Here is a 25,183-nt window from a genome sequence, read left to right on the forward strand (position 1 = left end):
CGACAAGAAGTATTATGACGCGCTGAAATCAGTGAACAACCTTGTCCGGGATGCCCGCAAGGTGCAGCAGACCATTCTGATGGTGGGCGACATCACCGACATCTATGTGACCAACTTCCAACGGATGATGCGTGACGACAACTTCACCGTGGAGGAACTGGGAGCCATCGCCTTCGGGTACACGAAGCTGCTGGAAGAGAGCAACGATGTACTGACCGAACTGAAAAACGTGGTGAACATCACCACGCTCTCCATGACCGACAAGGAGCGCATGGACGTGGTGGAACGCTGCCATTCCAAGATGAAGCGTTACCGCAACCTCGTGAGCTACTACACCAACAAGAACATATCGGTGTCCTACCTCCGCGCTAAAAAGAAGAACGACCTCGACCGCATCATGGGGCTGTACGGGAACAAGAACGAAAGATACTGGTAGCCTATGGAGTTTGACAACCTTCACCAGATATTACGCTCGCTCTACGAGCAGATGATGCCGCTGTGCGAGGACATGGCGGGCGTGGCGAAAGGCATCGCCGGGCTGGGCGCGTTGTTCTACGTCGCCTACCGGGTATGGCAGTCGCTGGCGAGAGCCGAACCGATAGACGTGTTCCCGATGCTCCGCCCCTTCGCCATCGGTCTTTGCATCATGTTCTTCCCCACGGTTGTGCTGGGTACGATAAACAGCATTCTCTCGCCCGTCGTGCAAGGCACGGCGAAGATGCTGGAGGCGGAAACGCTCGACATGAACACCTACCGCCAGCAGAAGGACAAATTGGAATACGAGGCGATGATGCGCAACCCCGAAACCGCCTACCTCGTGTCCAACGAGGAGTTTGACAAGCAGCTGGAGGAACTCGGCTGGTCGCCCTCCGACATGGTGACGATGGCGGGGATGTATATTGACCGGGGGATGTACAACATGAAGAAGGGCATCCGCGACTTCTTCCGCGAGATACTGGAACTGCTGTTCCAAGCCGCAGCCCTCGTGATAGACACCGTCCGCACCTTCTTCCTCGTGGTGCTGGCGATACTCGGTCCGATAGCTTTCGCCATATCGGTGTGGGACGGCTTCCAAAGCACGCTCACGCAGTGGATATGCCGATACATACAGGTCTATCTGTGGCTGCCGGTGTCGGACATGTTCAGCACCATACTGGCTAAAATACAGGTGCTGATGCTGCAAAGCGACATCGAGCGGATGCAGGCTGACCCGAACTTCTCGCTGGATTCGAGCGACGGGGTGTATATCGTATTCCTCTGCATCGGCATCATCGGCTACTTCACGATACCCACCGTTGCGGGCTGGATCATCCAAGCCGGAGGCATGGGCAGTTACAACCGCACCATGAACCAGATGGCGGGACGTGCCGGAGGCATGGCGGGCGGAGTCGCAGGAGCGACCGCAGGAAATGCCGTCGGACGCATCGGCAAGCTGCTGAAATAATCAATGTGAAATCATAAACGGAAAAAGAAAAAATGGAATTCAAGTCACTCAGAAACATCGAATCGTCGTTCAGGCAGATACGCCTGTTCGGTATCGTCTTCCTCTCGCTATGTGCCGTGGTGACGGTGTGGAGCGTGTGGAACTCCTACCGTTTCGCCGAGAAACAACGGGAGAAGATCTATGTGCTGGACAACGGCAAGAGCCTGATGCTCGCCTTGTCGCAGGACTTGTCGCAGAACCGCCCGGCGGAGGCACGGGAGCATGTGCGCCGTTTCCACGAGCTGTTCTTCACGCTGTCACCCGAAAAGAGCGCGATTGAACACAACGTGAAACGAGCCTTGCTGCTGGCGGACAAGAGTGTGTACCACTATTATTCGGACTTCGCCGAGAAGGGGTACTACAACCGCATCATCGCCGGGAACATCAACCAAGTGCTGAAGGTGGACAGCGTGGTGTGCGACTTCAACGCCTATCCCTACCGCGCCGTGACCTACGCCACGCAGAAAATCATCCGGCAGAGCAACGTCACCGAGCGCAGCCTCGTGACCACCTGCCGCCTGCTGAACGCATCACGGTCGGACGACAACCCCAACGGCTTCACCATCGAGGGGTTCACCATCATCGAGAACAAGGATTTACAGACAATCAAACGGTAACAGGTTATGAAACGGAAAGTAAAAAGTATCAGAAAATCAATGTGGGGTATGTATTGGAAGCTCCACGACAAACGGAAACAAATCGTGGCAAAAGTCAAAGGCTATCTGGACGGCTTGCCGCCGGAAACACGCCGCCGCATCGTGCTGGGGATGCTCGCCGCCTTCGCGGTGCTTGCCCTCTACACCTTCGGCAGAGCCGTCTATGACATCGGCAGGAATGACGGCTCACGCATGGAAATGGGACACGCCGGACGGGTGGAACTGCCGACCCCGACGGAAACAGGCAATCACTTAACACCTTATTTATATGGAACAGACGAAGAATGAACCGACGAAAGAGAACAAAGCCGCTCCCGACACGGGAAAGCCGAAAAAGGAGCGCGAACCGCTGACCGAGGCACAGCGGCTGAAACGGCAGAAGATGATCGTGCTGCCCGCTATGGTGCTGGTGTTCATCGGGGCGATGTGGCTGATATTCGCTCCGTCCTCCGACAAGGAGCAACCGCCGGGAACAGACGGCTACAACACCGAGATGCCCGACGCGGACAAGGCGAACAAGCAGATTATCGGCGACAAGCTGAAAGCCTACGAGCATGGGGAGATGGAAGAGCGGTTGGAAAACCGCAACCGTGCCATCGGGCAGCTGGGCGACATGTTCGACCGCGAGATAGCGGGAACGGAGGACGGGACGGACTTCGACCTCGCCAATCCGGGCGGCAAGGAGGAAAAGGCACAGCCCGCCACGCCGCAGACCATCCAATCCTCCGCTGCCGCCTACCGTGACCTGAACGCCACGCTCGGCAACTTCTACGAACAGCCGAAGAATGACAATGCCGAAATGGATGAACTGCTGGAGCGCATCGCCTCGCTGGAGTCGGAACTGGAAAGCGAGAAGGGCAAGGCTTCCGCCGTGGATGACCAAGTGGCACTCATGGAGAAATCCTACGAGCTGGCGGCAAAGTACATGGGCGGTCAGAACGGCAGACAGCCTTCGGCGGAACAGGCGGCAGAGCCGCCCACTGTGCAGAAGGGGAAAAAGAACACGGCTACACCCGTAAGACAAGTGACCCGCCAAGTCGTTTCCTCGCTTGCACAGCCCATGTGCAATGCGGAGTTTGTCGCCGCCTTCTCGCAGGAAAGCAACCGGGGTTTCAACACGACTGTCGGCACGGCGGAGGTATCGGACAGGAACACCATCCCGGCGTGTGTGCATGGTGCGCAGAGCGTGACAGACGGGCAGACGGTAAGGCTGCGCCTGCTGGAGCCTATGGCGGTGGCGGGCAGGACAATTCCCCGCAATGCGGTAGTGGTCGGCACGGGCAAGATACAGGGTGAGCGGCTCGACATCGGGATCACCTCGTTGGAATACGACGGCACGATTATCCCGGTGGAGCTTGCGGTCTATGACACGGACGGACAGCCCGGCATCTTCATCCCGAATTCGATGGAGATGAACGCCGTCAGGGAGGTCGCCGCCAACATGGGTGGCTCGTTGGGGAGTAGCATCAACATCTCCACCAATGCCGGGGCGCAACTTGCCTCCGACTTGGGCAAGGGGCTGATACAAGGCACGAGCCAGTATATCGCCAAGAAGATGCGAACCGTCAAGGTGCATCTGAAAGCCGGGTACAGGGTCATGCTTTACCAAGAAAAAGATTGAGAACAATAAAAAAATTACCACTAAAAATCCAAAAGTAATGAGAAAAGTAATCATCATGTTTGCCCTCGCTATGGGCATCGCAACTGCTAACGCGCAGGAGAATGTAACCGTTGAAACGACCAACGGAAGTGAACAACCGACCTTGACGAAGGAGGTCTACCCGCAGAAGGAGGCGGACGGCGACCTGTATCACGGGCTGTCGCGCAAGCTGACCTTCGACCGCATGATACCGCCGCACGGTCTGGAAGTGACCTACGACAAGACCGTCCACATCATCTTTCCGGCGGAGGTGCGCTATGTAGATTTAGGCTCGCCCGACCTGATTGCCGGGAAAGCAGACGGAGCGGAGAACGTAATCCGCGTGAAGGCTACCGTGCGGAACTTCCCCAACGAAACCAACATGTCCGTCATCACGGAGGACGGCAGTTTCTACACCTTCAACGTGAAGTATGCCGCCGAACCGCTGCTGCTCAACGTGGAGATGTGCGACTTCATCCATGACGGCAGCACGGTGAACCGCCCGAACAACGCGCAGGAAATCTATCTGAAAGAGCTGGGCAGCGAAAGCCCGATGCTGGTGCGACTTATCATGAAGTCAATTTACAAGCAGAACAAGCGCGAGGTGAAGCATATCGGCTGCAAGCGTTTCGGCATCCAGTACCTGTTGAAAGGCATCTACACGCACAACGGCTTGCTTTATTTCCACACGGAGATAAGGAACCAGAGCAACGTGCCTTTCGATGTGGACTACATCACTTGGAAAATCGTGGACAAGAAGGTGGCGAAGCGTACCGCCGTGCAGGAGCAGATCATTCTGCCGCTCCGTGCGCAGAACTACGCCACACTCGTGCCGGGCAAAAAGAGTGAGCGCACGGTCTTCACTATGGCGAAGTTCACCATCCCCGATGACAAGTGCCTCATTGTGGAACTTAACGAGAAGAACGGCGGCCGTCACCAGTCCTTCGTGATCGAGAACGAGGACTTGGTACGCGCCAATACCATCAACGAACTTCAAGTGCGCTGACCATGAGAAAATACATCGCAATAATCATCGCGTCGCTTGCCCTTTTCACGGGGCAGGCGCACGCCCAGCGATGCCTGCCGAAGATGCAGGGCATCGAGGTAAGAGCGAACATGGCGGACGGCTTCAATCCCGGTGGCAAGGACGGCGGGTACAGCTTCGGGGCGGCACTCTCCACCTACACGAAGAAGGGGAACAAGTGGGTGTTCGGTGGCGAATACCTCCTGAAGAACAATCCCTACAAGGACACCAAGATACCCGTGGCGCAGTTCACGGCGGAGGGCGGATATTATTTCAAGATACTGTCGGATGCCCGAAAAATCGTGTTCGCCTATGCCGGGGCTTCGGCTCTTGCCGGATATGAGTCGGTGAACTGGGGAAAGAAGGTGCTGCATGACGGCTCCACGCTGCACGACCGGGATACCTTCATCTACGGCGGTGCGCTGACGCTTGATGTGGAGTGCTACGTGGCAGACCGTATTGCCTTGCTTGCCAACCTGCGGGAGCGTTGCCTGTGGGGTGGCGACACAAGGAAGTTCCACACGCAGTTCGGGGTCGGCATCAAGTTCATCATCAACTGACACGGGCATGGAACGGACGGAAATAGATGCTGTCAGACGGATGCCGCTTGCGGATTTTCTCGCACGGTTGGGGCATGAGCCTGTCAGAAGGAGCGGTAACGAGCTGTGGTATCTCGCCCCGTACAGGGGCGAACGCACACCCTCTTTCCGTGTGAACGTGGCGAAACAGCTCTGGTACGACTTCGGCTTGGGCAAGGGCGGCGATATTTTCACGCTTGCCGGGGAGTTTCTGCAAAGCGATGACTTTAGGACGCAGGCGAAGTTCATAGCGGAAGCCGCCAATATGACGGTGACCGGATGGGAAAAGCCCGCCTATTTCCCAAAGCCGACCGAACCCGTCTTTGAGGATGTGGAGGTCGCTCCGCTGTTTCGTTCACCGCTGACGGAGTATTTAGAGGAACGGGGCATACCAATCGGAGTAGCATCCCGCCACTGTTGCCGTCTGAACTACGGCGTTCGTGGAAAACGGTATTTTGCCGTCGGTTTCCCGAACATGGCAGGAGGTTATGAAGCCAGAAGCCGCTTTTTCAAGGGGTGCATACCACCGAAGTCTGTATCGCTGGTAAAGGCGAAGGATACCACGGCTGACGAGTGCCTCGTGTTTGAGGGCTTCATGGACTTCCTATCCGCTCTGACGCTTGGTGTAACCGGTAACGCAGACTGCCTTGTGCTGAACTCTGTCGCCAATGTAGGTAAAGCTGTGGAACTGCTGGACGGTTACAGGCGCATCGGCTGCTTCCTCGACCGTGACGAAGCTGGACGGCGGACGCTTGACACTCTTGCCAAACGGTATGGGGCGCGTGTCACCGACCGTTCCTCACTCTATGACGGTTGCAAGGACTTGAACGAGTACCTGCAACAGACAACGAAAAAACAGAAAAACAACCATCAAAAAATCGAAGAAAAATGAACATACTGAACAACAGAAACAAGAGAACAAACATCTTCAAGGCGGTGGCGTTATGCCTGATAGCCGCCGTGTCATTCACCCTCGTGTCGTGCGACGACGACATGGACATCCAACAGTCCTATCCCTTCACGGTGGAGGTCATGCCCGTACCGAACAAGGTGACTAAGGGGCAGACGGTTGAAATCCGCTGTGAGTTGAAAAAGGAAGGCGACTTCGCTAACACCCTTTACACCATCCGCTATTTTCAGTTTGAGGGAGAAGGAAAGTTGAAAATGGATAACGGCATCACCTTCCTGCCCAACGACCGCTACCTGCTGGAGAACGAAAAGTTTCGTTTGTACTACATAGCGGAGGGCGACGAAGCACACAATTTCATCGTGGTGGTGGAGGATAACTTCGGCAACTTTTTCGAGTTGGAATTTGACTTCAACAACCGGAATGTAAAGGATGACGGCTTGACCATCGTTCCCATCGGCAACTTCAGACCCTTGCTGAAATGATGCGTGTATTCATGGTAATGCTCTGTTCGCTTCTGGCGGTCTGTTCCGTGTCTGCACGGATCAGCCGCCAAGAGGGGACGGACGGGCAGGCGGCAATCTACCGTCTGCCACTTTTCGAGAGGGCGGTACGCTGCACGAAATATTTTGAAGGCTGGCACTCGGAAAAGCACCACCCATATGTGGGTTGGGGTCACAAAATTTTGCCGGGCGAAAGGTACTCGGCACGAACCATGACAAAACGGCAGGCGGACGCGCTCCTGCGGAAAGACCTGCGGAAGTTTTGCGCGATGTTCCGGCAGTTCGGGAAGGACAGCCTTCTGCTTGCCACGCTTGCCTACAACGTGGGCCCATACCGGCTTTTGGGGAGCAAGACAATCCCCAAAAGCACCTTAATCAAGAAGCTGGAAGCTGGCGACAGGAACATCTACCGTGAGTATATAGCCTTCTGTAACTACAAGGGAAAACGCCACGCCATGTTGCTTAAACGGCGAAAGGCGGAGTTTGCGCTGCTGTACGAACGACAATAATAGTTAGGTGTGCCAATTTGTCATTTGGCACGCCTTTTGTTATTTTTTTTGTAAAAAGTGAAAAATATGGATTATTCCCAAAAACTGAGAAAAATAAATAATCGATACAACCCAGACTCGTCAATGCTCGTAGAGCAAAGAATGTTCAGTGGAGAATCTTTATATGATAAAGATGTAGCAAGATATGTAATGCGTGCAATGAAAGCCGTTGATGAGGAATATACAAAACGGTCTAAAGCTGCAGGTGAAGTTGTTAAACAGCATCTAAAAGAATTACTTACGAATGTATCGTATGAATATCAAGGTTCTGTTATGACAGATACACACATAAGGGGAGCTAGTGATATAGATTTACTGGTACTATGTGATAAATTTGTTGGAACAGATATTTTTAAGGTAAGAGAAGAATTAGCGAAAACATGGAAATATAACAGTTATCAGCTAGGTAGATTATGTCAGTTTGATAATTCTTTCTCTCAATATGAGGGTAATAGTTTTCGGGATATGGCATTTTTGCGGACTCAAATTGAAAAGATTATGTCACGTACATATACTATATGTGACATATCAAAGCCCAAGGCGGTAAAAATTACCAATCAAAATCTTCATCGGGATGTAGATATTGTAACATCATCATGGTTTCAATCGTTGGATTATGTGTTGGACGGAATGCCAGAAAACAAACGTGGCATAAAAATATACAATAAAAGCACTGGATTTTCTGAAGGTCCTGATTATCCGTTTCTAAGCATATCAAGAATAAACCAAAGAAGTTCAGATACAAATGGACGTTTGAAAAGAATGATTAGATTCCTTAAAAATGTTCGTACAGATTCTGAGAAAGATATTCCACTTACAAGTTTTGAAATCAATGCTATCTGTTACTCAATACCAGTACAAGATTACGCACAAAAAGAATACAAGGAATTGGTTTACATCTTGTGGTATTCTATGTTCCATTTATGGAATGATGGCAAACAAGATGAACTTAAGTCAGTGGTTGGAGACGAATATATCTTTAAAGATAAGCCAGAAAAACTTGCGGCATTAAAAGTATTGGAAGACGAAGTTTATAAAATAAATAAAGATTTAGGTAATATATGAAACCAAGAATATTTATCGGTTCATCAAGCGAAGGTCTTGATGTGGCCAACCGAATCAAGGACTTTTTCAAGGAGGATTACGATTGTTATCTTTGGACAGACAATATCTTTAAGAACAATGAATCATTTTTGGAAACGCTGATCAAATCTGCCAGTTTATTTGATTTCGGTTTTATGGTATTTTCTGCTGATGACGAACTTATTGTCAGAGATAAGCATTTTGAATCAGCACGTGACAATGTCTTATTTGAATATGGTCTTTTCCTTGGTCGTGTAGGTTTAGATCGAGCTTTTGTTATTGCTCAACAAGAAGCAAAAATACCTACCGATTTGTTAGGCATAACGAACACTCGGTATGAAGTGAAAAGTGGTACAGACGGAAAGAAAGTCGCTACAGATTCATTAGAAAAAGGTTTAGCTAAATTAAAAAAACAAATTGACGAAAGCATCAACCTCGGGCATCTAGGGCTCTTGCCATCAACAGTGTTGGCAATTTCCTACTTTGAGGGATTTGTTAAACTTGCGGCAGAATGGCTTACAGAAAACACACCGGGATTGGAAATTGATGGTACCCAATATGACAAGGGTATCTTAAAAATTGTAATGCCGGATTCTCTTGATGCAGATATAAAAAAGTGTGCAATGTTGTATTATAAGAAATTGGGACTAAAAGAGGCTAAGATTGATACAAAACAAAGAAGTTACCCTATTCATTTTGCGACAAAAGATGGCGAAGATTCTTTGGAAATATATGATATGCCGACTATTTTGACGGGTATAGACAAGGCAATTGATATGTATTTTCGAGTAGGACATATTGGTAAAAAGATAGAACAAGAACTTGCGGAAGAAAATGAAATGAATAATTTTCGGAGGGTTTTACAACTTTTGATCAACGAAGATGCCTTTTGTAGAGAATGTGTTGTAATTATATAATCTACAACTCCGATGAAGCCGCAACTTCATCGGAGTTTCCGCTTTTCATACATTCGGGATTGTTCCTGTGTCTATCACGCCACCGTCCCTGCAATGCTCGATGCTGCCGGGCGTAAATCCCATGCTATTGATTGCGATGTGGCGAATATAGTCCGCATACTCCTTACCTTGAAAATTCTGTCCCGTAAGGTTTCTGAAAATCATCTTTATGCTTATGCCGTCGTTGCCGTGCAAGATGATTTTTCCGTTCTGCCTGATTGTTTCCATGATTAAAACTTGTTTTTTGTGAATGGTATCGCAGATTGGCACAAAGGTTTCTTTGCTACTTTCTTTGTCCGCCATCATGCTCACTGAAAGAAAGTAGGGCGGCTCTCGCCGCCGCCACTCAAAAGCGTGTGTAAAGTCCTGTCACCATCGTGAACATTTCTTCCAGCATATCAAAATAGATACCCTCGTATACGGCAATGTCCTTCGTCCTGCATTCGAATGTCTTCTTGCTGAACGTCTTGCGGTAGAAACGCATATTGTAGAGGTCTGCCCCTGCATCATAGATGATGTCAAGGCGGTTTGCGCTTGTCTTGTTCCTTGAAAGGCTCATCCGTAAGCCGTTGCCCATATCTATAAAATCACGACTTCCTGTCATAGTGGCGAAGCGTTTTCCGCCTATCTGCTGTAATATCGTCTTTGCTATCATATCCGTTGTTCTTAGGGTTTTAAGTGTTGGCGGTGCGCACACCGCCAACCCGTTCAAAATTCTATCATCTCGGCAATGGGTGTCTGACATTGTAGCCATTCCTTCACGCACTCCATATTATACTCGCTCGTGATGACTGCCGTATGGCTGTCGGTGGCGGTGAAGCGTGTACTTTCGTAGTCGTCAATCCACCCTTTGAGGGTGTCTGTTCCCCACGCTTCGGCATCGTCAAATATGCCGTCCAATGCCGTGATAGGCTCTTTGAACTTGACAATCAGTGTTTGATAGGTTGTGTTCATACTCTGTCCTCCTTTCCTTGTTTTGCGGTCAACCATTTGTCCCTTGCTTCCCGACATTCGTCCAATGTGGGTTTCACACAAGCGAACAATTCTCCGTCTGTGTGGCGGTAATCGTATTGTACAAGTGTCCGCCTGCGTCTACCGATACCCGATTGGAAACGCTCGTATTTCTCCGTACCTGCTTCCGTGCAGGTGCTTACTCCGTTGATGGTCATTCGTGTTGTCATAATCATCGCTCTTTTAGATGTTAAAAATGTACTGATAAAAGTCTGTTCTTCATCACCATTTCGGGGTTGCTCGTGTAGCGTTGGTGCAGGTAGAAATGGTGTGAGCCGAAGCCGTAATGGAAGAACTTGTCAAGTTCGTGCTTCTCGGCAAATTCCCTTACACCTTTTCTTAACCCCTCCTCACTCGTTGCGAGAATGAGGAGGTTTACAAATTCAAGGAACATCGTGGGGATTGCATCATCCCACACACAAATCATACTTTCAATTCTTACTTCCATATCCATATCGTTTTAGGGTTTATGCTATGCTGATTTTCTCATCCGTTTGCGGATTAGGTTCATATTGCTGTCCACAAGGTTTATGATGCGGTCGTGATACTCGGTGTTTTGGTTGCACACTCCACGGCTCTGCACCACCTTGAATGTCTTTAACGACACCTCTATCGTTTCAATGCGCACTCCGTCTATGGTAGCCGAAAGGATAAGGGAGTGTTTTTTGAGATAGTAGGAGTTAGACCACACACAATGGCGCATTTTCGTTCCTTCTTCCGCAAACTCGGCTACGCTCTCCAATACACGGATGCTCAATGTACCGTCTGTAAAGGCGATGCCAAAGAACTTGCCTTTGAGCCTGCGGTATTCCTTTTCGTGTTTTTTCGCTTCCTGCTGCCGTTCCCTCAACTGCTGCCGTTCCCTTTGGCGGTTGCGCTTTTCCACCCACTTGTCGTGTTCGGCGTTGAGGTCTTGGGGGCAGACATACTTCGGGCTGTTCGTGTCTTTCCCGAAGTGTCGCAGGAGTTCTATCATATCACGCCACATAGAGCCGTCTGCAATGGTGTAGCCGTTGCGGATGCAGATTTTTATTGATGCCCAATACTCCCCGATGTTGAATGAGTAGCGCAGATAGTGGCGCAACATAGGGTATTGCCCTGCCTTCAAAAGCGTTTCCGCACGGCTGTCGGTTAGAATGGCTTTGAAAAGGTCGTAAGGCAGTATGTTGTGATATTCACCTTTGAAGCCGTTGCGTTTCACTTCGGGGATAAAACGCTGTCGGGGGTAGGTGCATATCGGGGCGATGTCGTATGCCCGGAGTTCTTGGTTCTTGCGCACCTCCATGTCGCTGTATTCCGTCCACTGGTCATAGTAGAAAAGCGACATACCACGCAATCGGGCAACGGTTGTTGTCTTTCCGTTGGGGGCAATCCACCTCTGTACCACCTCAAAGATGGAATACTTGGCTGTCTGTCCTACTTTGTATCGGGACTTGACGGAAAAGAAGCGTATCACTTGGTACTGCTTGCAGGTGGTGATAATGGAGAAATACTCCATATCGCTGATTACCCTCTTTCGGGTGCGCAACGCTTCCAACTCCATGCCGCAACGGGGGCAGGTGCATCCGCAAATGGTGTCCGCAAGGTCGTGTCCGCTCTTCCACGAATGTCCGCACTCGGTGCAGATGTTCGTGCCGTTTGCCCTTTTGACTGCGTAATGCTTGAAGCAATGGCGGAAAGCGTATGCCTTCTGTGCTTCGGTCAAATTCGGTAGTCGCTTGCTCAGACGTGCGACTTCCTGCTGGATGCGTGTTCTCGGTTTCATAAGCCTAAATCAAATAATGAGGGTTGTGATTGGGTTTCTTTTTTCGCTGACGGTCTGTTGCGGTTCTGCAACTTGCGGAGTTCCTCCTCTTGGTATCTGCGGACTGCGTTCTGCCGTGCCTCCGCCTTTTCCTCTGCCGTGAGTTCCACAACGTGGTTCACTACCACTTGGCAGTTCATCGGCTTGCCCACCTCTATCTCGTTCTCGTCATAGTAGTGGATGGCTTGCCCGAAAATCTCTCCGTCCGTGAAGCCGTTGCAACCGCTTTTCTGCACATAGTTCAGAATGTAGGTTACGCAATCGTCTATGTTCTTGGCAGGGTTGCGGTAGTTCTTCGCAAAGAGCGCATCTTCTTCCGCACGCTGTTCCAAATACATCTGTATCGTTCTCTTGAAATGGTCTGTTCCTTTCATATTGCTTTCGTTTTTAGATTGTCTGTTTCAGTATATCTCTCCAATAGGTAGGCTGTACCTCGCTGAGTAGGAAGTCTATGAAATCCCTCCGTGCGTCCTTGTTCAGTTCGTGGTAGAGTTCACGGAATGTGCTGAAATTGCCGTTGATGTACGTTTCCTCCATATACTCGAAGATGTTACCCACCTCGTAATATCTGCACTGCTGCGCTGCCGTCTTGCTGTTTCTCTTTGCCATATCTGTAAGGGTTAAAGGGTGAGTAACCAAAGGATGAAGCCGAAGAAGGCAATGGTGGAAAGGATAGCCACGATTACACCTATCGCCACTCGGAACACTCCGTTTACAATCTCTGTGATAATGCCCCAAAGGATGCCGAACACCCCGAAGGCGGTGCGCATTATCAAGCCGCATATCGTCAACCCGATGTATTGCGCTGTCTGTTTGAAGTCTGCCGTTGCTGTCATATCTTCGCTGTTTTTGATTTTTTTGTTTTTTATGCGGATTCAAGAGCTGAGGGAGTTGAGTTTCAAACTATCTTATCTGCCTCTCGTTTATCCGACATTTTTTTTATGCGTCTTTCTGTCGCATCGGTCGTTTTCGTTTCGGGTGCTTGAAAAGGTAGGGATTAGGGAATGCAAGGTTTTTCGGCGGAAATACTACCCGAAGGGCTGGAGATTTTTGCCGAAAACAGGAGGCGTGACCTTGCTTTCCCGTCAAATCCCGGAATTACCTTTGCGCCCAGAACGAAAATGACTGACTGATGCGGCTCTACTGAAAGGCGCAAGATGGAGGTAAACGAAAACAGAGGCAGATTGGAATACAAAAACTTCAGGGGAAATCCGTAAAAAGAGGGAACGACTAAAAGAAAAGGAAATCATCGGAAGCGTGAAAAGGGCAAACCACCGACAAGGAAGTATGAATGTTTCCGATCCGATGGCACTTGTTCCACCGGGCGGCAACATTCTTTCTTCCCGGTTTGCCCGGCTGTGTGTGGCCGCTTGCTTCATTCATGGGGCAAGCTGACGCACTCTGCATATATTCCGCTTCCGGCACAAATGGACAACGAAAAAAGAAAAATCATCTGAAAACCCGTAAAAGCACCTCTTGGCATAGCCACAAAAGAAAGGGGCATTGCATCATCAGTCTAAACATCGTTTAGGCGTTAGGCAATGCCCTTTTCTCAGGCTATGTGGTAGTCGGCACACGTTTGTTCAAAACTCGTTTTGGGCAATGGTGTACCGACGGATAAAATCGCTTTTACGGAAAAATCTTATGTATGAGGGAATAAAAAATCCGGGAACTTGTTTCAAAATCTAGGATAAAATAGCTACTTTTGCATACGAAGAGTTCTTTGAAGGTTACGCAATGCGCAGAAGGATAATGCAGTAGATAACTAACTAAATCGTAACCTATTACTATCAAGAGCAATTAACCTACGCTCATTTCCAGTAAATTAGACCTTTTTCGTAACTTCATATGACAAACTTACATAAAAATTGAGATTTATAAGCGCGTCTAATAAAAATAAAGACCACTCCCTGCTGTTATTCCACCGACTTTCGTTATTTTAAAGTTGTAATACAAAAAAACTATATCTTATGGACAGAGTTTGTGGTCTTGATGTGCATAAAGATAGTGTCTTTATGTGTATTCTCACAGCAAACGGTGAGAAAATTGAAGATGTGTTTGGAACTTTAACACCGGAACTGGATCGCCTTCGTGACACTTTAGTCTCTCATGGTGTTGGTAAAGTTGCAATGGAAAGCACCAGTATTTATTGGGTTCCTATTTGGCGCATTTTGGAATGCGATTTTGATGTTAAATTGGTTAACCCTTATTTCATCCGTCAACTCCCTGGTCGTAAAACTGATATTAAAGATGCCCAATGGATTGCGACTGTTCTTCAGAAAGAGCTAATTAAGGGAAGTTATATTCCTGATTCAAAAATACAGGAATTACGTCAGTACAGTCGTCGTATCTTCCATTTGACTCGTCGCAAACAGCAAGCTGAATCTGCTATCGATCTAACGTTGCAACGTTGCAATATTCGTTTGAGTAATTATGTTTCTGATATTGGTTGTAAATCCATGCGTAAGGTGGTCAATGCATTAATCTGTGGTGAAACTGATTCTGAAGTATTAGCTCTGTTGGTTCACAAGCGTATTCGTAATAAACATTGTCATGAGGTTATTAAGTCGTCTTTGACTGGTATTGTATCTTCATCAGACAGAGACATGCTTAAAATGAGTTTGGAAGAAGTGGAACTTTATGATCGTCAGCTTCTTGAGTGTAAAGAGAAAATGCGAATAATTTGCGAGGGACATTATGCCGAGGAACTGGAAATCCTTCAAACAGCTCCTGGGATAAAAGAGGAAAGCGCTATGAGAATCATAGCAGAAATCGGTGTTGACATGAAAGCCTTTCTAACAGCATCAGCTTTAGTTGGCTGGGCTGGATTAAGACCGCGAAATGATCAAAGTGCAGGAAAGATCAAAGGAAGAAAGACTTTACATGGAAACAAGTATTTACGTGTTATGCTTACACAATGTGCATGGGGAGCCTGCAGGACTCAAACATCTAAATTTTATAGCAGATATCATACCTTGAAAAAGAGAATGAATCACAACAAGGCTTTAATGGCAAATGCTCGAAAGCTACTCGTTGTTATTTGGAATTTATTAGCTAAAAAGCAACCTTATATGCCATTTGTGAATTAATGGTTGCTTCTTAATGAGCGTTCCAAGACCCTTATATTTGTGGTGGAGTAAACCCCGTTTTTGCAAACTGGTATACAGGCACGCTCTGGCAAGGAATTGCGTCTGAGACAAACAAGCTCGAAGAGGAAATTATTTATCACTCTCTGCATAGACAAAATGTAGGGACAGCTACAAAGTGATCTTATTTTAACGGGAGTTCGAAATAAGGTTAGTGTAACTTTTATTACACAGAAAATAATAAGAAAAAAGGGACCCTTATACAGACTCCCTCCCAAAGATCATACATTTCATAGTCAAGACTGTGGCAATGTTATCTCTTTGTGTTTTTCATAGTTAAAATCTTTTCGTCAAAGGACAGGTTTATTTTTCTTTAATACAAACTTTTTGTTATATTTTTACACATACATGTTATTAAACATGGCTTGACTGTTATTCTGAGGAAGGTTATGGTACTTATTTCGAACTCACGTTTGTTTATTTATAGAGGAAATATACGACATTCTTGGAATACCATTCGCGAAAGTCACTGCTTTTTGAGAATGAAATCCAAGAAAATCGCAACTTTCCCAGATTATGTTTTGTCGGTATTTCTATCCGTAGAGGCGAGGTGAGGTGGTGTTTCTATCAAAACCGGCTAATTTGGTAGAAACACCCTATTAACTTGAAAGACTTGCCTATTATTTGGAATAAAGTAAATAACTACTTTTGTAAACGTTGAAAATCTTTCTTTTTAATTAGATTTGCAGGGTAAATGAAATTATAATAATAATGTATATGAAAAAAGTACTTTTCCTCTTTTTGCTTTTGGCAGGTATGACGAATGTCTATGGACAGAAGTTTGCGGTGAAGTCTAACTTGCTTTACGATGCTACTGCTACCATTAACCTGGGAGTAGAGGTCGGATTGAGCAAAAAGTGGTCGCTGGATTTGTCCGGTAACTATAACGGCTGGATGCTGGGAGACGAAGCTCGTTTTAAACATTGGCTGGTACAGCCGGAAGCACGTTATTGGCTGTGCGAGAAATTTAACGGACATTTCTTCGGTGTACATGCTCATTATGCTGATTATAATGTGGGTGGTCTGAAGATTCTGGGTGAAAATATGGAAAATCACCGTTATCAGGGACATCTGTATGGGGCAGGTCTGTCGTATGGTTATCAGTGGTTGCTGAGTAACCGGTGGAGTATGGAAGCTGTGATCGGTGTGGGTTGGGCGCATTTGGAGGACGACAAGTATCCGTGTGCTGTTTGCGGCTCTATAGAGAAAAGCCGTACCAAGGATTATTTCGGCGTGACAAAAGCCGCTCTTTCCTTTATTTATTTCTTTAAATGATCGGGACAATGAAAAACAGAAAGAATATCTATATAGCAGCCGCTTTGTTGGTGGCCGGTGTGGTTCCAACAGGAGCACAAACGGGAAACAGTCCGATCAGTGTCGCTTGCAACGACCTGATGCAGAAAGGGGATTCACTTTATATCGATGCAACAATCCGGGTGAAGGGTGACCTGATCGAATCGCGTAAGTCATTGACATTGACTCCACTGTTGGAAAGTGCAGAACAGAAAGAAGGACTTCCTTCCATATTGCTGAACGGAAAAAATCGTGCAAAAGTTTATAAACGTGAAGTCGCGTTGAAGAACTTGCAAGATGAACCGCGTTATCAGGTTCTTCGGGCCAGTGACGCTTCGGAGCATACTATTCCTTATAAAATGGTGATAGCCTGGGAGCCATGGATGAAAGATGCCCGTTTCATTCTGGCACAGGATCTGTGCGGTTGTGGAAAAGAAGAGGTAGTAGGTCCGTTACTGATTGCCGATAAGATTCGTATGGCACCGACGGAACGGTATAAGGTGCAGCCGACACTGGCATATATTTCGCCGGAGGCTGAAACTGAGAAACATCGTGCCGAAGTGGGAACTGCTTATCTGGATTTCCAGGTGGGAAAATCGCAGATCTTGCCGGATTTCCGTAATAATGCGTCTGAATTGGACAAGATCAACAGTACGATCCGTTCGGTAACGTCGGATAAGAATATCACTCCGAAGGGTATTATATTAAAAGGTTATGCTTCGCCGGAAGGTTCGTATGCTTCCAACGACCGTTTGTCGGATAACCGTGTGAAGGCTTTGCGCGATTATATCCGTTCGAAGAATGATTTCCCGCAGAGTTTCTTTACGCTGGAAAACGAACCTGAAGACTGGGCCGGTTTCAAAGCGCAGGCAGAGGCTGACTATGATATGCCGGCACGTGACGAAGTGCTTAGTATTATCAACAGTGACTTGCAGCCCGACCAGAAAGAGGCTAAACTACGTGCTTTGAAAAGCGGATCTGCTTTTAGTTATGTTTTGAAAAATATTTTCCCGTCGTTGCGCCGTTCGGAATATCGTATCGACTATACGGTTCGTGAGTTTACGGTAGAAGAAGGTCGTGAGATTATCAAGACCCGTCCGCAACAATTGAGTCTGAGTGAAATGTTTGCCGTAGCCAACAGCTATGAAACGGGAAGCAAGGAATATAATGATGTATTTGAAATTGCTGTACGCATGTACAGTTCTGATCCGGTGGCTAATCTGAATGCTGCTAATATCTCTATAGGAAAAGGTGATTACGAATCCGCTAAAAAATATCTGTCGAAAGCAGGTAATTCGGCTGAAGCAATCCATGCCCGTGGCGTTATAAAATTAATTGAGGGCGATCTTGACGGGGCAGAAACTTTGCTGAAACAGGCAAAAGAAGCCGGTGTGATAGACGCAGCAGCTAATTTGAGAGAATTACAGAAGAAAAGAGATGATAATGCTTTATTTGATAGTTTCAACATGCATAATTGATATGTATACCGTGTGGAATTATAATAAATAGAGTCTATTTTTGCATCAGAATGATTTATGGAAAAGCATAAAAATAATAATATGGAACATGCTGCACAAGTCGAATACGTTTTAGTAAACGAGATTGACAACCAGAACGGAGTGCATCTGTATCTGGAAGGAAATAAATGGTGCGCCTATGAACGTTCCGCTTATTATCTGGCTCAGTTGAAAGTGCCGGTTGTAATAAAGAAGGAAATAGTTCGTGACGGATATGACGTGATTCTGTTGAAAGCTTTTTTTGAAGTGGACGACATGCGTTTGCCTCTTGCTCCGAAGACTATTTTGAAACAAGTGGCTGACGACAAGCTCTTATTTCAGTTGAACGATCAGATCGATGGCTTCCCCGAATGGAAGGCTTGTCAGCTGAATAAATTACCAGCATAAAAGGTGAAGCCGTGAGGCTTCGGTTAAGTATACTAAGTTGTAAAATTGAGGGTGTATTAAGTCCCCGGAAGTGAGTGGTTATCCTTCCGGGGCATTTTTTTTTAATTGAAAATTGAAGATTGAAAATTATGCGGGGGACTGGAAATAGATGATTAATCGGGCATCGGGGGATAAGGTGAGGGTAAACTCGGTTCCCAGGGCTTCGTTGAGGGAGCCTTGCCACCAGGATGTCAGGCGCCGTCGGGTGATGGGCCATCGGAGGCCTTCGGTGGTTATTTCTCCGCAGGGATACATGGAAAAGATGGATATTTGCTGGCCGGGTGTGCATGGTAGCGTTGTTGTCCGGAGGACAGGGATGAAGCGACCGTAATCGGAGAGCATTTCCACGACTTCGAATAGAGGAGCAAAGTCTGTCAGCAGGGAGATATTTCCGAGTGTATGGTCTTCGCGAAGTCCCGTAGCTCCGAGAATCAGTATTTTCCGGTAACCGGAAGCGTGGGCGAAACGTACAGCCTTGGTCAGGTCGTTTATCTCTTGGTCTTCCACGGTATGGATACGGTCGGCATATAGCCGGAGCATTTCCGATGGAATACTGTCCAGGTCGCCGACAATGGCCGACGGGACCAACCCCCTTTCATGAAGGTTCTGCACGGCCCCGTCGCAGGCAATGATGACGGGTGTTGCTTTTAATAATTCCAACGGCCCCGCTGTTTGCGGAAAACTGCCGTTAGCAACTACTACACAATCATATAATGTTTCCATTTGTATTTAATTCCTTTCTTTAAACTTTATTCTTTTAATTCAGCTTCAATTTCTTCTATTGAAGGCAGGCTTCCCTTGAAGTCTTCCGGACATAGGCGAGTTAGTTCGTATTCCGAGACGCCAATGGGCTGACTAATTCCTTTCAATGAATATTCGGCAATAAAGCTATCTTTATTTTTACATATCAACAGACCTATTGACGGATTATCTGCAGGGTGTTTCAATAAATCATTTACTGCAGTCAGGTAAAAACTTAATTTGCCGGTATATTCTGGTATGAAATCGGTTGCTTTCAACTCGATAACAATATAACATCGTAGTTTTAGATGATAAAAGAGTAAATCCAGATAAAATTCTTTATTACCTACTTTTAAAGGTATCTGGCGGCCTACGTAGGCAAAAACAGCTCCTAACTCAATTAAAAATTTCGTGATATTGTCGGTTAAGGCATTTTCCAGTTCACGTTCTTTATAGCTATCTGTAAGTGTAAGAAAATCGAAATTGTAAGGATCTTTTAGTAATTCCTGGGCCAGGTCACTCTGGACTGTTGGTAACAAACGGGAAAAATTTGATACGGAATGCCTTGTTCGTTGGTAGTCTTGTTGTTTGATGTGTAATTCTAAAATACTGCGGCTCCAACCGTTTTCAATTGTTTTGTGTATATAAAAAAATGCTTCTTCAATGGATTTGCATTGAATGATAATACGTGAATTATGTCCCCAGGGAATTTGTGAAACTGTTTCCCGTAATTGGTCAACAACTTGTTGACCAATTGTAATGTCTTGGTTATAAAATGAATACCATCTTTTGATGTATTTGATATTGGTTGTGGAAAAACCTTTCATCTCAGGAAATTCCTGCTGTAGATCTGAACTTAATTGTTTTATCAAGCCATCCCCCCACTGTGATTGTTCCTGTTTGGAAACAATTTCCTTTCCAAGCTCCCAATATAGGTTGATTAATTCTGTATTAACTTTCAATGCCGCTTTGATTTGGCTGTTTCGTATACGGAATTTAAGATCGGTGAGCCATTGCTTATATTCAATGTCAGATTTAAGAATTACATTCATAAGGTTTTGTTTTTTATAAGTTTGTAATACCTCACAAATGTAGAGTTTATTTTCAACATTTCATATCCGTTCTTTATTTATTCCTTTCTTTTTCCAGGTGAAATATCCGACGATGGCCAATATTGCGTAGCAAATGTACAAAAACATGGTTGGATAGAGGCCACGGAGGTAATAAAGATAAACGGATACGAAATTGACGATTACCCAGAAGATCCAGTGTTCGATGATACGGCGGGCCAGCATCCAGGTGGCTACGATGCCGACGGAGGTGGTGAAGGCGTCGCCCATCGGGATGGGGGAGTCTGTGAAGTTATGAAGTACGTAATATAATAAGGCGTATATAGCTAGGATAGCGGAAGCTATCCCTGCTAATAACGGCCAGGTGATATGACGGTAGAAAATCAGGTCATCGGAGACTTTCTCTTCAGTGACGCTTTTTTTCGTACAGGTCCATTTTTTGAAACCGTAAATGCTGATGGCAACATAGTAGATATTCAGCCCCATATCGGCATATATCTTTGAGAAGAAAAAGACAAATACGTAGACCAGGGAGGTGAGGAAGCCTACTACCCACATTGCTTTATGCTGCCTGATCTCTAATAACAGGTAGAGAAAACCTGTAATGACACCGAAATATTCTAATAGTTGTTCCATAATTTATATTTTTCTAGAACCTGATTGTTACTCTGACCATGGCGTTTGTGCCGGCCTGGGTGAAATAACCGTCGTCTTTGTTGACGATCCCTTTGCTGATGTAGGTATATACCCAGGCGTTTGTTTCATATTTCTCGTTGAAGAGGTTGTTGATGGTGACGTCGACGCCGATCTCCTTGACAAACTTCGGTTTGAAAACGTATCCGACACGCAGGCTGTTCACGAAATAGGGATCGATGGAACGGTCTTTGGTGGAGGTATTGTCGATGTATTGACGGCCTACAAACTGTGAGTTGAAGCTGGCGGAGAATCCTTTCAGGTTGAAATCGAACATGCTGTTGGCGATGATGCCGGGAGAGAAGGCGATGTCGGTTGTTCCCAGATAATAACTTGCCTGGCCTCCGTTATCGAAGTCATCTATGTAATGAGTGAAATTCTTTATTTTGTTACGGCTCAGAGTGATGTTTCCGTTCCAGTCCAGCCAGTGGGTGATACTTGCGCCTCCGGTCAGTTCAATTCCCATGCGGTAGCTGTCTTTGATATTGCTGGTCAATGCTTCACCGATTTCGCTGATTTTGCCGCTCAGGATCAATTGGTTGTTGTAGTCCATAAAATAAAGATTGGCTCCGGCGCGGAAACGCTGGTTGCCGAAGCTGTAACCGGCTTCGTAGTCGTAGAGTGTTTCGTGAGTAGGACGTTCGTTGACTGCGGCTTCCGTAAAATTGTCGCGATTGGGTTCACGGTTGGCGACGGAGAAAGAGACGAAAGCATTATGACCGCCTTTCTGGAAATTGATACCGGCTTTCGGGTTGAAGAAGTTCCAGTTTTTGTTGACGTAGATTTCCTTACCGGTATTGTCGTCACTTCCTTTGATCGTGTAATGGATGCCACGGTATTGCAGGTCGAGGTATCCGTTCAGGTAGGGGTGGAACCGGTAGTTGCCTTTTACGTAAAAGTTATAATCCAGTTTGTTCCCTCTGTTACGGTAATATTCGTAGTCAGGCGAGGGGAGTGCTTCTGCATTTTTGACCCACATGACACGGCCGAAATGGTCGCCTACATATTTATTGACAGCTGAACCGAAGCTCATCTGGAGACGTTCGGAACGATAGTTCGCACTGTAAACGATACCGTAAAAGTCGTTGTCCAGCCATTTACGGCGGACGAGGTCGGACTTGACGATTGTGTCGCCTTTCCCGTTGATATAAGACTCGGGGAGTTTATATTTTGTAAATTCTTCATTGGGCTTATAGTCTTCGTAATATCCTTCTCCATGTGTGTAATGGAGTGTCAGGTTCATATTCCACAGGTCGCTCAGTCGCTGACTTGCCATCAGGTGGTAGTTCTGTTGCCGGTAATTGTCTGTCTGGTTATCGTAGAATTTTTTAACGCCGTTTTCTTTATATTCTCCGCAGGGGTTGTAGGTCCGGTCGTTGTCCAGATAAATGGAAGGGACACCGTTCCAGGCCTGATACGTTTTTTCTATATTGCCGAATGTCTGGAAGCGGACCAGAGTGTTGTCGCCGTAATAGGTGGCTGAGCCGAAATAAGAGTGCATATTGGCTGTTGCCCGGTCGATGTATCCGTCGCTTTGGACGTTGGAGTAGCGGGCGTCGAAAACGAAATGATCCCGGAGTAACCCGGTTCCTGTTTTGACTGAGTTTTTGACGGTTCCGAACGAACCTGCCGAAAGGCTGTATTCGGCATACGGTTTCAGGTCCGGCTTTTGCGTTTGCATGGCGACGGTGGCACCGAAGGCGGCGGCTCCGTTGGTCGATGTCCCGGCTCCCCGTTGTATCTGTATGTTATCGACGGAAGATGCGAAATCGGACATGTTGGCCCAGAAAACGGTGTGAGACTCGGAGTCGTTGACCGGTACGCCGTTGACCGTGATGTTGATGCGGTTGGCGTCTGTGCCGCGGATACGGAAGCCCGAATAGCCGATACCTGTCCCGGCGTCCGAAGTCATGATGACGGAAGGGGATTGGGAGATGAGATAGGGGATACCCTGGCCATCGTTTTTGCGGCTGAGTTCGTCTTTGGATACTTCGCTGTAAGCCACCGGAGTACCTTTGGCTACTTTGGTGGCGGTGACGACTACTTCGTCCAGCGATAAGTCACGTGAAATTTTGAGAGAATCGACAGGGTCGGGACGGTTTCCCGCTGCTGCGAATGTTGCCAGAGATCCGGCACAGATAATCAATACACTTTTCATCCTTTTTACCTTAATGTTTAAAAACCTGATAAGTGAATAGGAGAGGTGTGTTGTGTGAAGAAGTATACCATGTTTTACAATTCCCTTCGCCGGCATTATCCGTATCAGGTAATATGGGTATAATCTCAGCCTGCGGCACGTACTGTATCGGTACGTGGCAAGCACCCCTTTGTATTCGGGGCACAAAGATAAGGAAAGTCAGGGAATTGTACAAATGGAAAAAACCGCCGCGAATCACTTCGGGGCGGTTTCGACTCCACAATTTTCCATCAATTATGTTGTAATTATTTACTGTGGATATATCTCTGTTTATTTGTTATTCAACAGTGGTGTACCAATTGCTCTTCATCCAGTTCAAAGGAGCGTACCAGCTGTCTTCCTTACCTCCCAGATGGGCATTCAGGTTGGCTGAGTTATAGTCTTTTTCGTCAGCCGGATACTGGATGCGGTCCAGAGGAAGCGGAGTTGCGACAGACTGCGGGTCGCGTTTGAAATAAATTTCCGGATATCCGGTACGGCGGACAACATTCCATGCTTCATATTCCTGGATAGCACCGTGATGGATCCAACGCTGTGTCAGGATACTCTTTTGCGGATTGCTGGCGTCCCATTGTGTTTCAGCATATGCTTCAACTTCGGCTGCTGAGGGAGGAGTTAACGGATCACGGTAGGTACCGGTTGAATTCAAATCGAAATAGAATTCAGTGGAAAGTTTTATACCGTTGATATATTCGCTCTTGGCATTACCGGTAGCCCAGTTGTTGGCATAGGCCTCCGCCTTCATGAAAGCAACTTCGGCTGCTGTCATCCAGAGTCCCGGGAATCCGGGGTTACGGGTGAAGGTCGATGTATCCAGGGCTGCGTAATATTTAGCCGTACCATGTGTAGAGATACTCATATTCGTTTCCTGTTCCGTGAGTGTTTCAGACGGATCGAGGCCGATATATTCGTTATTCCAGTTACTGTCATACAAGACTTCCAAACGTGGGTCCGGATTATTGGTGTTGGCATTCAATGCGCGTTGCATTGGGCCGGACATGCGGTTGTAAGTTGAATTCTCGATTGCATTTTGCAGGTCGCGGTCAAAATCAAACTGGTCATCGTCGGTTTGTGGCACTGTGATATTATCAGAGTTTAGATCTACCATCGGATAAGTACCGGGATTTTCCAACATGGTTTTGATCGCAGCACGTGCTTCACTTACCAGGTCGCCGTTAGAAGCCAGGTGAGTAGCTACACGTAAACGCAGGGAGTTCACATATTTACGCCATAAGGTGATATCACCGTTGTTCACATAGTCTTCTGCATTCAGGTAAGTACTGGCATTGGCTGTAAGCGAACGGCCGTTGAGGTATGTGTTGACTTCGTCCAGGTCGCTCAGGATCATTCTATACAAATCGATATCCGAGTCGTATTTAGGTTTGGAAGCTTCTACGTCTCCTGTTGCCCATAATGTGCCGGCTTCAGAGAATGGTACTCCACCCCAGGAGGAACAAACTTCATAAAGTTGTTCTTCCATTACCGTACGTCCCAGCAAGAAGAAGATACGATAGTCTTCTTTTTCTTCTTCCGGAAGGTTGTTGAATTCGGTTTCCAACACCCTGTACTGGGTGACAGTGTTGTAGAAGTTTCTCCAACGTTCGTTGAAGTAACCCTGGCCAGCACCGGCAAAGCGGTCTTTACTGTTTGTATGACCGATCACTCCGGAGAATAACCCGGAAGTGGTGGAAGATACGTAATATCTGTAATAGACCGGATTCATCCATGTATTAGAGGCTTGCCATACTCCAACCATCAAGGCCGGGCATGATACCGTCTGTGTCTTTGACGGGTCCTGATATTGATCCGTGAATTTGTCGTCACTACAGGAAGACGTTGCCAGAAGGGCAGCACATCCAAGTGCGAGTGCATATATTTTTTTCATAAATCTTTCAATTTTAATATTCT

General features: G+C 47.1%; 30 protein-coding genes, 1 pseudogene and 1 riboswitch. Of the genes and pseudogenes, 17 read left to right on the forward strand and 14 right to left on the reverse strand.

Features of this window, described 5'->3' with window-relative positions; translation table 11 throughout:
• Window positions 1–4: 4 nt before the first annotated feature.
• The 12 genes and pseudogenes from C825_RS05845 to cap12 form a co-directional block, all read left to right on the forward strand.
• Window positions 5–436: pseudogene (locus C825_RS05845) on the forward strand (DUF4141 domain-containing protein); the annotation flags it as partial.
• Between the two features lie 3 nt (window positions 437–439).
• Window positions 440–1,444 carry a conjugative transposon protein TraJ gene (gene traJ / locus C825_RS05850; protein WP_010801794.1) on the forward strand — a complete coding sequence of 335 codons (1,005 nt, stop codon included), beginning with the start codon at window positions 440–442 and terminating at the stop codon, window positions 1,442–1,444.
• Window positions 1,445–1,476: 32 nt separating this feature from the next.
• The gene (gene traK / locus C825_RS05855; RefSeq protein WP_004293887.1) at window positions 1,477–2,100 is read left to right on the forward strand and encodes a conjugative transposon protein TraK; all 624 of its coding nucleotides are present in this window, start codon (window positions 1,477–1,479) and stop codon (window positions 2,098–2,100) included.
• 39 nt (window positions 2,101–2,139) lie between these two features.
• Window positions 2,140–2,427: a TraL conjugative transposon family protein gene (locus C825_RS05860; RefSeq protein WP_010801795.1), complete on the forward strand. Its 288-nt coding sequence runs from the start codon at window positions 2,140–2,142 to the stop codon at window positions 2,425–2,427.
• Window positions 2,408–3,760, forward strand: coding sequence for a conjugative transposon protein TraM (traM, locus tag C825_RS05865; protein WP_010801796.1), 1,353 nt, complete (start codon window positions 2,408–2,410; stop codon window positions 3,758–3,760). Before C825_RS05860 ends, traM begins: the two co-directional genes overlap by 20 nt.
• A gap of 37 nt (window positions 3,761–3,797) precedes the next feature.
• Complete coding sequence (traN, locus tag C825_RS05870; protein WP_010801797.1) at window positions 3,798–4,784, forward strand: conjugative transposon protein TraN; 987 nt, start codon at window positions 3,798–3,800, stop codon at window positions 4,782–4,784.
• Between the two features lie 2 nt (window positions 4,785–4,786).
• Window positions 4,787–5,362, forward strand: a complete 576-nt coding sequence (locus C825_RS05875; RefSeq protein WP_010801798.1) for a conjugal transfer protein TraO — start codon at window positions 4,787–4,789, stop codon at window positions 5,360–5,362.
• 7 nt (window positions 5,363–5,369) lie between these two features.
• Window positions 5,370–6,272 carry a DUF8464 domain-containing protein gene (locus tag C825_RS05880; protein ID WP_010801799.1) on the forward strand — a complete coding sequence of 301 codons (903 nt, stop codon included), beginning with the start codon at window positions 5,370–5,372 and terminating at the stop codon, window positions 6,270–6,272.
• Window positions 6,269–6,772 carry a DUF3872 domain-containing protein gene (locus C825_RS05885; protein ID WP_010801800.1) on the forward strand — a complete coding sequence of 168 codons (504 nt, stop codon included), beginning with the start codon at window positions 6,269–6,271 and terminating at the stop codon, window positions 6,770–6,772. Before C825_RS05880 ends, C825_RS05885 begins: the two co-directional genes overlap by 4 nt.
• Window positions 6,769–7,299 (forward strand): glycoside hydrolase family protein, encoded by a 531-nt coding sequence (locus C825_RS05890; RefSeq protein ID WP_010801801.1) that lies wholly within the window; start codon window positions 6,769–6,771, stop codon window positions 7,297–7,299. Before C825_RS05885 ends, C825_RS05890 begins: the two co-directional genes overlap by 4 nt.
• A 66-nt stretch (window positions 7,300–7,365) precedes the next feature.
• On the forward strand, window positions 7,366–8,403 hold the full coding sequence (locus C825_RS05895; protein WP_010801802.1) for a nucleotidyltransferase-like protein: 1,038 nt from the start codon (window positions 7,366–7,368) through the stop codon (window positions 8,401–8,403).
• On the forward strand, window positions 8,400–9,338 hold the full coding sequence (cap12, locus tag C825_RS05900; protein ID WP_010801803.1) for a CBASS system CD-NTase-associated NAD(+) hydrolase Cap12: 939 nt from the start codon (window positions 8,400–8,402) through the stop codon (window positions 9,336–9,338). The genes C825_RS05895 and cap12 overlap by 4 nt, the downstream gene beginning before the upstream one ends.
• Before the next feature lie 45 nt (window positions 9,339–9,383).
• Here cap12 and C825_RS05905 read toward each other — a convergent pair whose 3' ends face one another.
• From C825_RS05905 to C825_RS05945, 9 genes are all read right to left on the reverse strand, one after another.
• On the reverse strand, window positions 9,384–9,605 hold the full coding sequence (locus tag C825_RS05905) for a DUF7688 family protein (RefSeq protein WP_016274252.1): 222 nt from the start codon (window positions 9,603–9,605) through the stop codon (window positions 9,384–9,386).
• Window positions 9,606–9,723: 118 nt separating this feature from the next.
• A complete protein-coding gene (locus tag C825_RS05910) occupies window positions 9,724–10,032 on the reverse strand; it encodes a hypothetical protein (RefSeq protein ID WP_010801805.1) in 309 nt (102 codons plus the stop codon).
• Between the two features lie 53 nt (window positions 10,033–10,085).
• Window positions 10,086–10,331: a DUF6956 domain-containing protein gene (locus C825_RS05915; RefSeq protein WP_016270933.1), complete on the reverse strand. Its 246-nt coding sequence runs from the start codon at window positions 10,329–10,331 to the stop codon at window positions 10,086–10,088.
• Entirely contained in the window at window positions 10,328–10,558 is a 231-nt protein-coding gene (locus C825_RS05920; RefSeq protein ID WP_010801807.1) for a DUF3873 domain-containing protein, read from the reverse strand. The genes C825_RS05915 and C825_RS05920 overlap by 4 nt, the downstream gene beginning before the upstream one ends.
• A 20-nt stretch (window positions 10,559–10,578) precedes the next feature.
• The gene (locus tag C825_RS05925) at window positions 10,579–10,836 is read right to left on the reverse strand and encodes a DUF8466 domain-containing protein (protein WP_032934929.1); all 258 of its coding nucleotides are present in this window, start codon (window positions 10,834–10,836) and stop codon (window positions 10,579–10,581) included.
• A gap of 24 nt (window positions 10,837–10,860) precedes the next feature.
• Window positions 10,861–12,153 carry a PcfJ domain-containing protein gene (locus C825_RS05930; protein ID WP_010801809.1) on the reverse strand — a complete coding sequence of 431 codons (1,293 nt, stop codon included), beginning with the start codon at window positions 12,151–12,153 and terminating at the stop codon, window positions 10,861–10,863.
• Window positions 12,150–12,566, reverse strand: a complete 417-nt coding sequence (locus C825_RS05935; RefSeq protein ID WP_010801810.1) for a PcfK-like family protein — start codon at window positions 12,564–12,566, stop codon at window positions 12,150–12,152. The genes C825_RS05930 and C825_RS05935 overlap by 4 nt, the downstream gene beginning before the upstream one ends.
• 13 nt (window positions 12,567–12,579) lie before the next feature.
• Window positions 12,580–12,801, reverse strand: coding sequence for a hypothetical protein (locus C825_RS05940; protein WP_010801811.1), 222 nt, complete (start codon window positions 12,799–12,801; stop codon window positions 12,580–12,582).
• Window positions 12,802–12,812: 11 nt separating this feature from the next.
• The gene (locus tag C825_RS05945; protein WP_010801812.1) at window positions 12,813–13,028 is read right to left on the reverse strand and encodes a hypothetical protein; all 216 of its coding nucleotides are present in this window, start codon (window positions 13,026–13,028) and stop codon (window positions 12,813–12,815) included.
• A gap of 421 nt (window positions 13,029–13,449) precedes the next feature.
• Here C825_RS05945 and C825_RS05950 point away from each other — a divergent pair, with 421 nt between their 5' ends.
• The 5 genes from C825_RS05950 to C825_RS05970 all read left to right on the forward strand — a co-directional run bounded on the left by C825_RS05950 (window position 13,450) and on the right by C825_RS05970 (window position 18,535).
• Window positions 13,450–13,587, forward strand: a complete 138-nt coding sequence (locus tag C825_RS05950) for a hypothetical protein (protein ID WP_181990178.1) — start codon at window positions 13,450–13,452, stop codon at window positions 13,585–13,587.
• 575 nt (window positions 13,588–14,162) lie between these two features.
• The gene (locus tag C825_RS05955; protein ID WP_010800321.1) at window positions 14,163–15,281 is read left to right on the forward strand and encodes an IS110 family RNA-guided transposase; all 1,119 of its coding nucleotides are present in this window, start codon (window positions 14,163–14,165) and stop codon (window positions 15,279–15,281) included.
• Window positions 15,282–16,055: 774 nt separating this feature from the next.
• Window positions 16,056–16,613: a DUF3575 domain-containing protein gene (locus C825_RS05960; protein WP_010801813.1), complete on the forward strand. Its 558-nt coding sequence runs from the start codon at window positions 16,056–16,058 to the stop codon at window positions 16,611–16,613.
• 8 nt (window positions 16,614–16,621) lie between these two features.
• On the forward strand, window positions 16,622–18,109 hold the full coding sequence (locus C825_RS05965) for a DUF3868 domain-containing protein (protein WP_010801814.1): 1,488 nt from the start codon (window positions 16,622–16,624) through the stop codon (window positions 18,107–18,109).
• A 57-nt stretch (window positions 18,110–18,166) separates the two neighbouring features.
• Window positions 18,167–18,535 (forward strand): hypothetical protein, encoded by a 369-nt coding sequence (locus tag C825_RS05970; protein ID WP_224263558.1) that lies wholly within the window; start codon window positions 18,167–18,169, stop codon window positions 18,533–18,535.
• Between the two features lie 126 nt (window positions 18,536–18,661).
• On the opposite strand, the gene C825_RS05975 is transcribed toward C825_RS05970, so the two are convergent.
• The 5 genes from C825_RS05975 to C825_RS05995 form a co-directional block, all read right to left on the reverse strand.
• Window positions 18,662–19,297 (reverse strand): thiamine diphosphokinase, encoded by a 636-nt coding sequence (locus tag C825_RS05975; RefSeq protein WP_010801815.1) that lies wholly within the window; start codon window positions 19,295–19,297, stop codon window positions 18,662–18,664.
• 26 nt (window positions 19,298–19,323) lie between these two features.
• Window positions 19,324–20,367, reverse strand: coding sequence for a PDDEXK nuclease domain-containing protein (locus tag C825_RS05980; RefSeq protein ID WP_010801816.1), 1,044 nt, complete (start codon window positions 20,365–20,367; stop codon window positions 19,324–19,326).
• Between the two features lie 60 nt (window positions 20,368–20,427).
• Window positions 20,428–21,021, reverse strand: coding sequence for a nicotinamide riboside transporter PnuC (gene pnuC / locus C825_RS05985; RefSeq protein WP_010801817.1), 594 nt, complete (start codon window positions 21,019–21,021; stop codon window positions 20,428–20,430).
• Window positions 21,022–21,034: 13 nt separating this feature from the next.
• On the reverse strand, window positions 21,035–23,236 hold the full coding sequence (locus tag C825_RS05990; protein ID WP_010801818.1) for a TonB-dependent receptor: 2,202 nt from the start codon (window positions 23,234–23,236) through the stop codon (window positions 21,035–21,037).
• A 63-nt stretch (window positions 23,237–23,299) separates the two neighbouring features.
• Window positions 23,300–23,415: riboswitch (TPP riboswitch) on the reverse strand.
• A 137-nt stretch (window positions 23,416–23,552) separates the two neighbouring features.
• On the reverse strand, window positions 23,553–25,160 hold the full coding sequence (locus C825_RS05995) for a SusD/RagB family nutrient-binding outer membrane lipoprotein (protein ID WP_010801819.1): 1,608 nt from the start codon (window positions 25,158–25,160) through the stop codon (window positions 23,553–23,555).
• Between the last annotated feature and the right edge of the window lie 23 nt (window positions 25,161–25,183).

The organism is Parabacteroides sp. ASF519 (assembly GCF_000364265.2).
Classification (GTDB): Bacteria; Bacteroidota; Bacteroidia; order Bacteroidales; family Tannerellaceae; genus Parabacteroides; species Parabacteroides goldsteinii.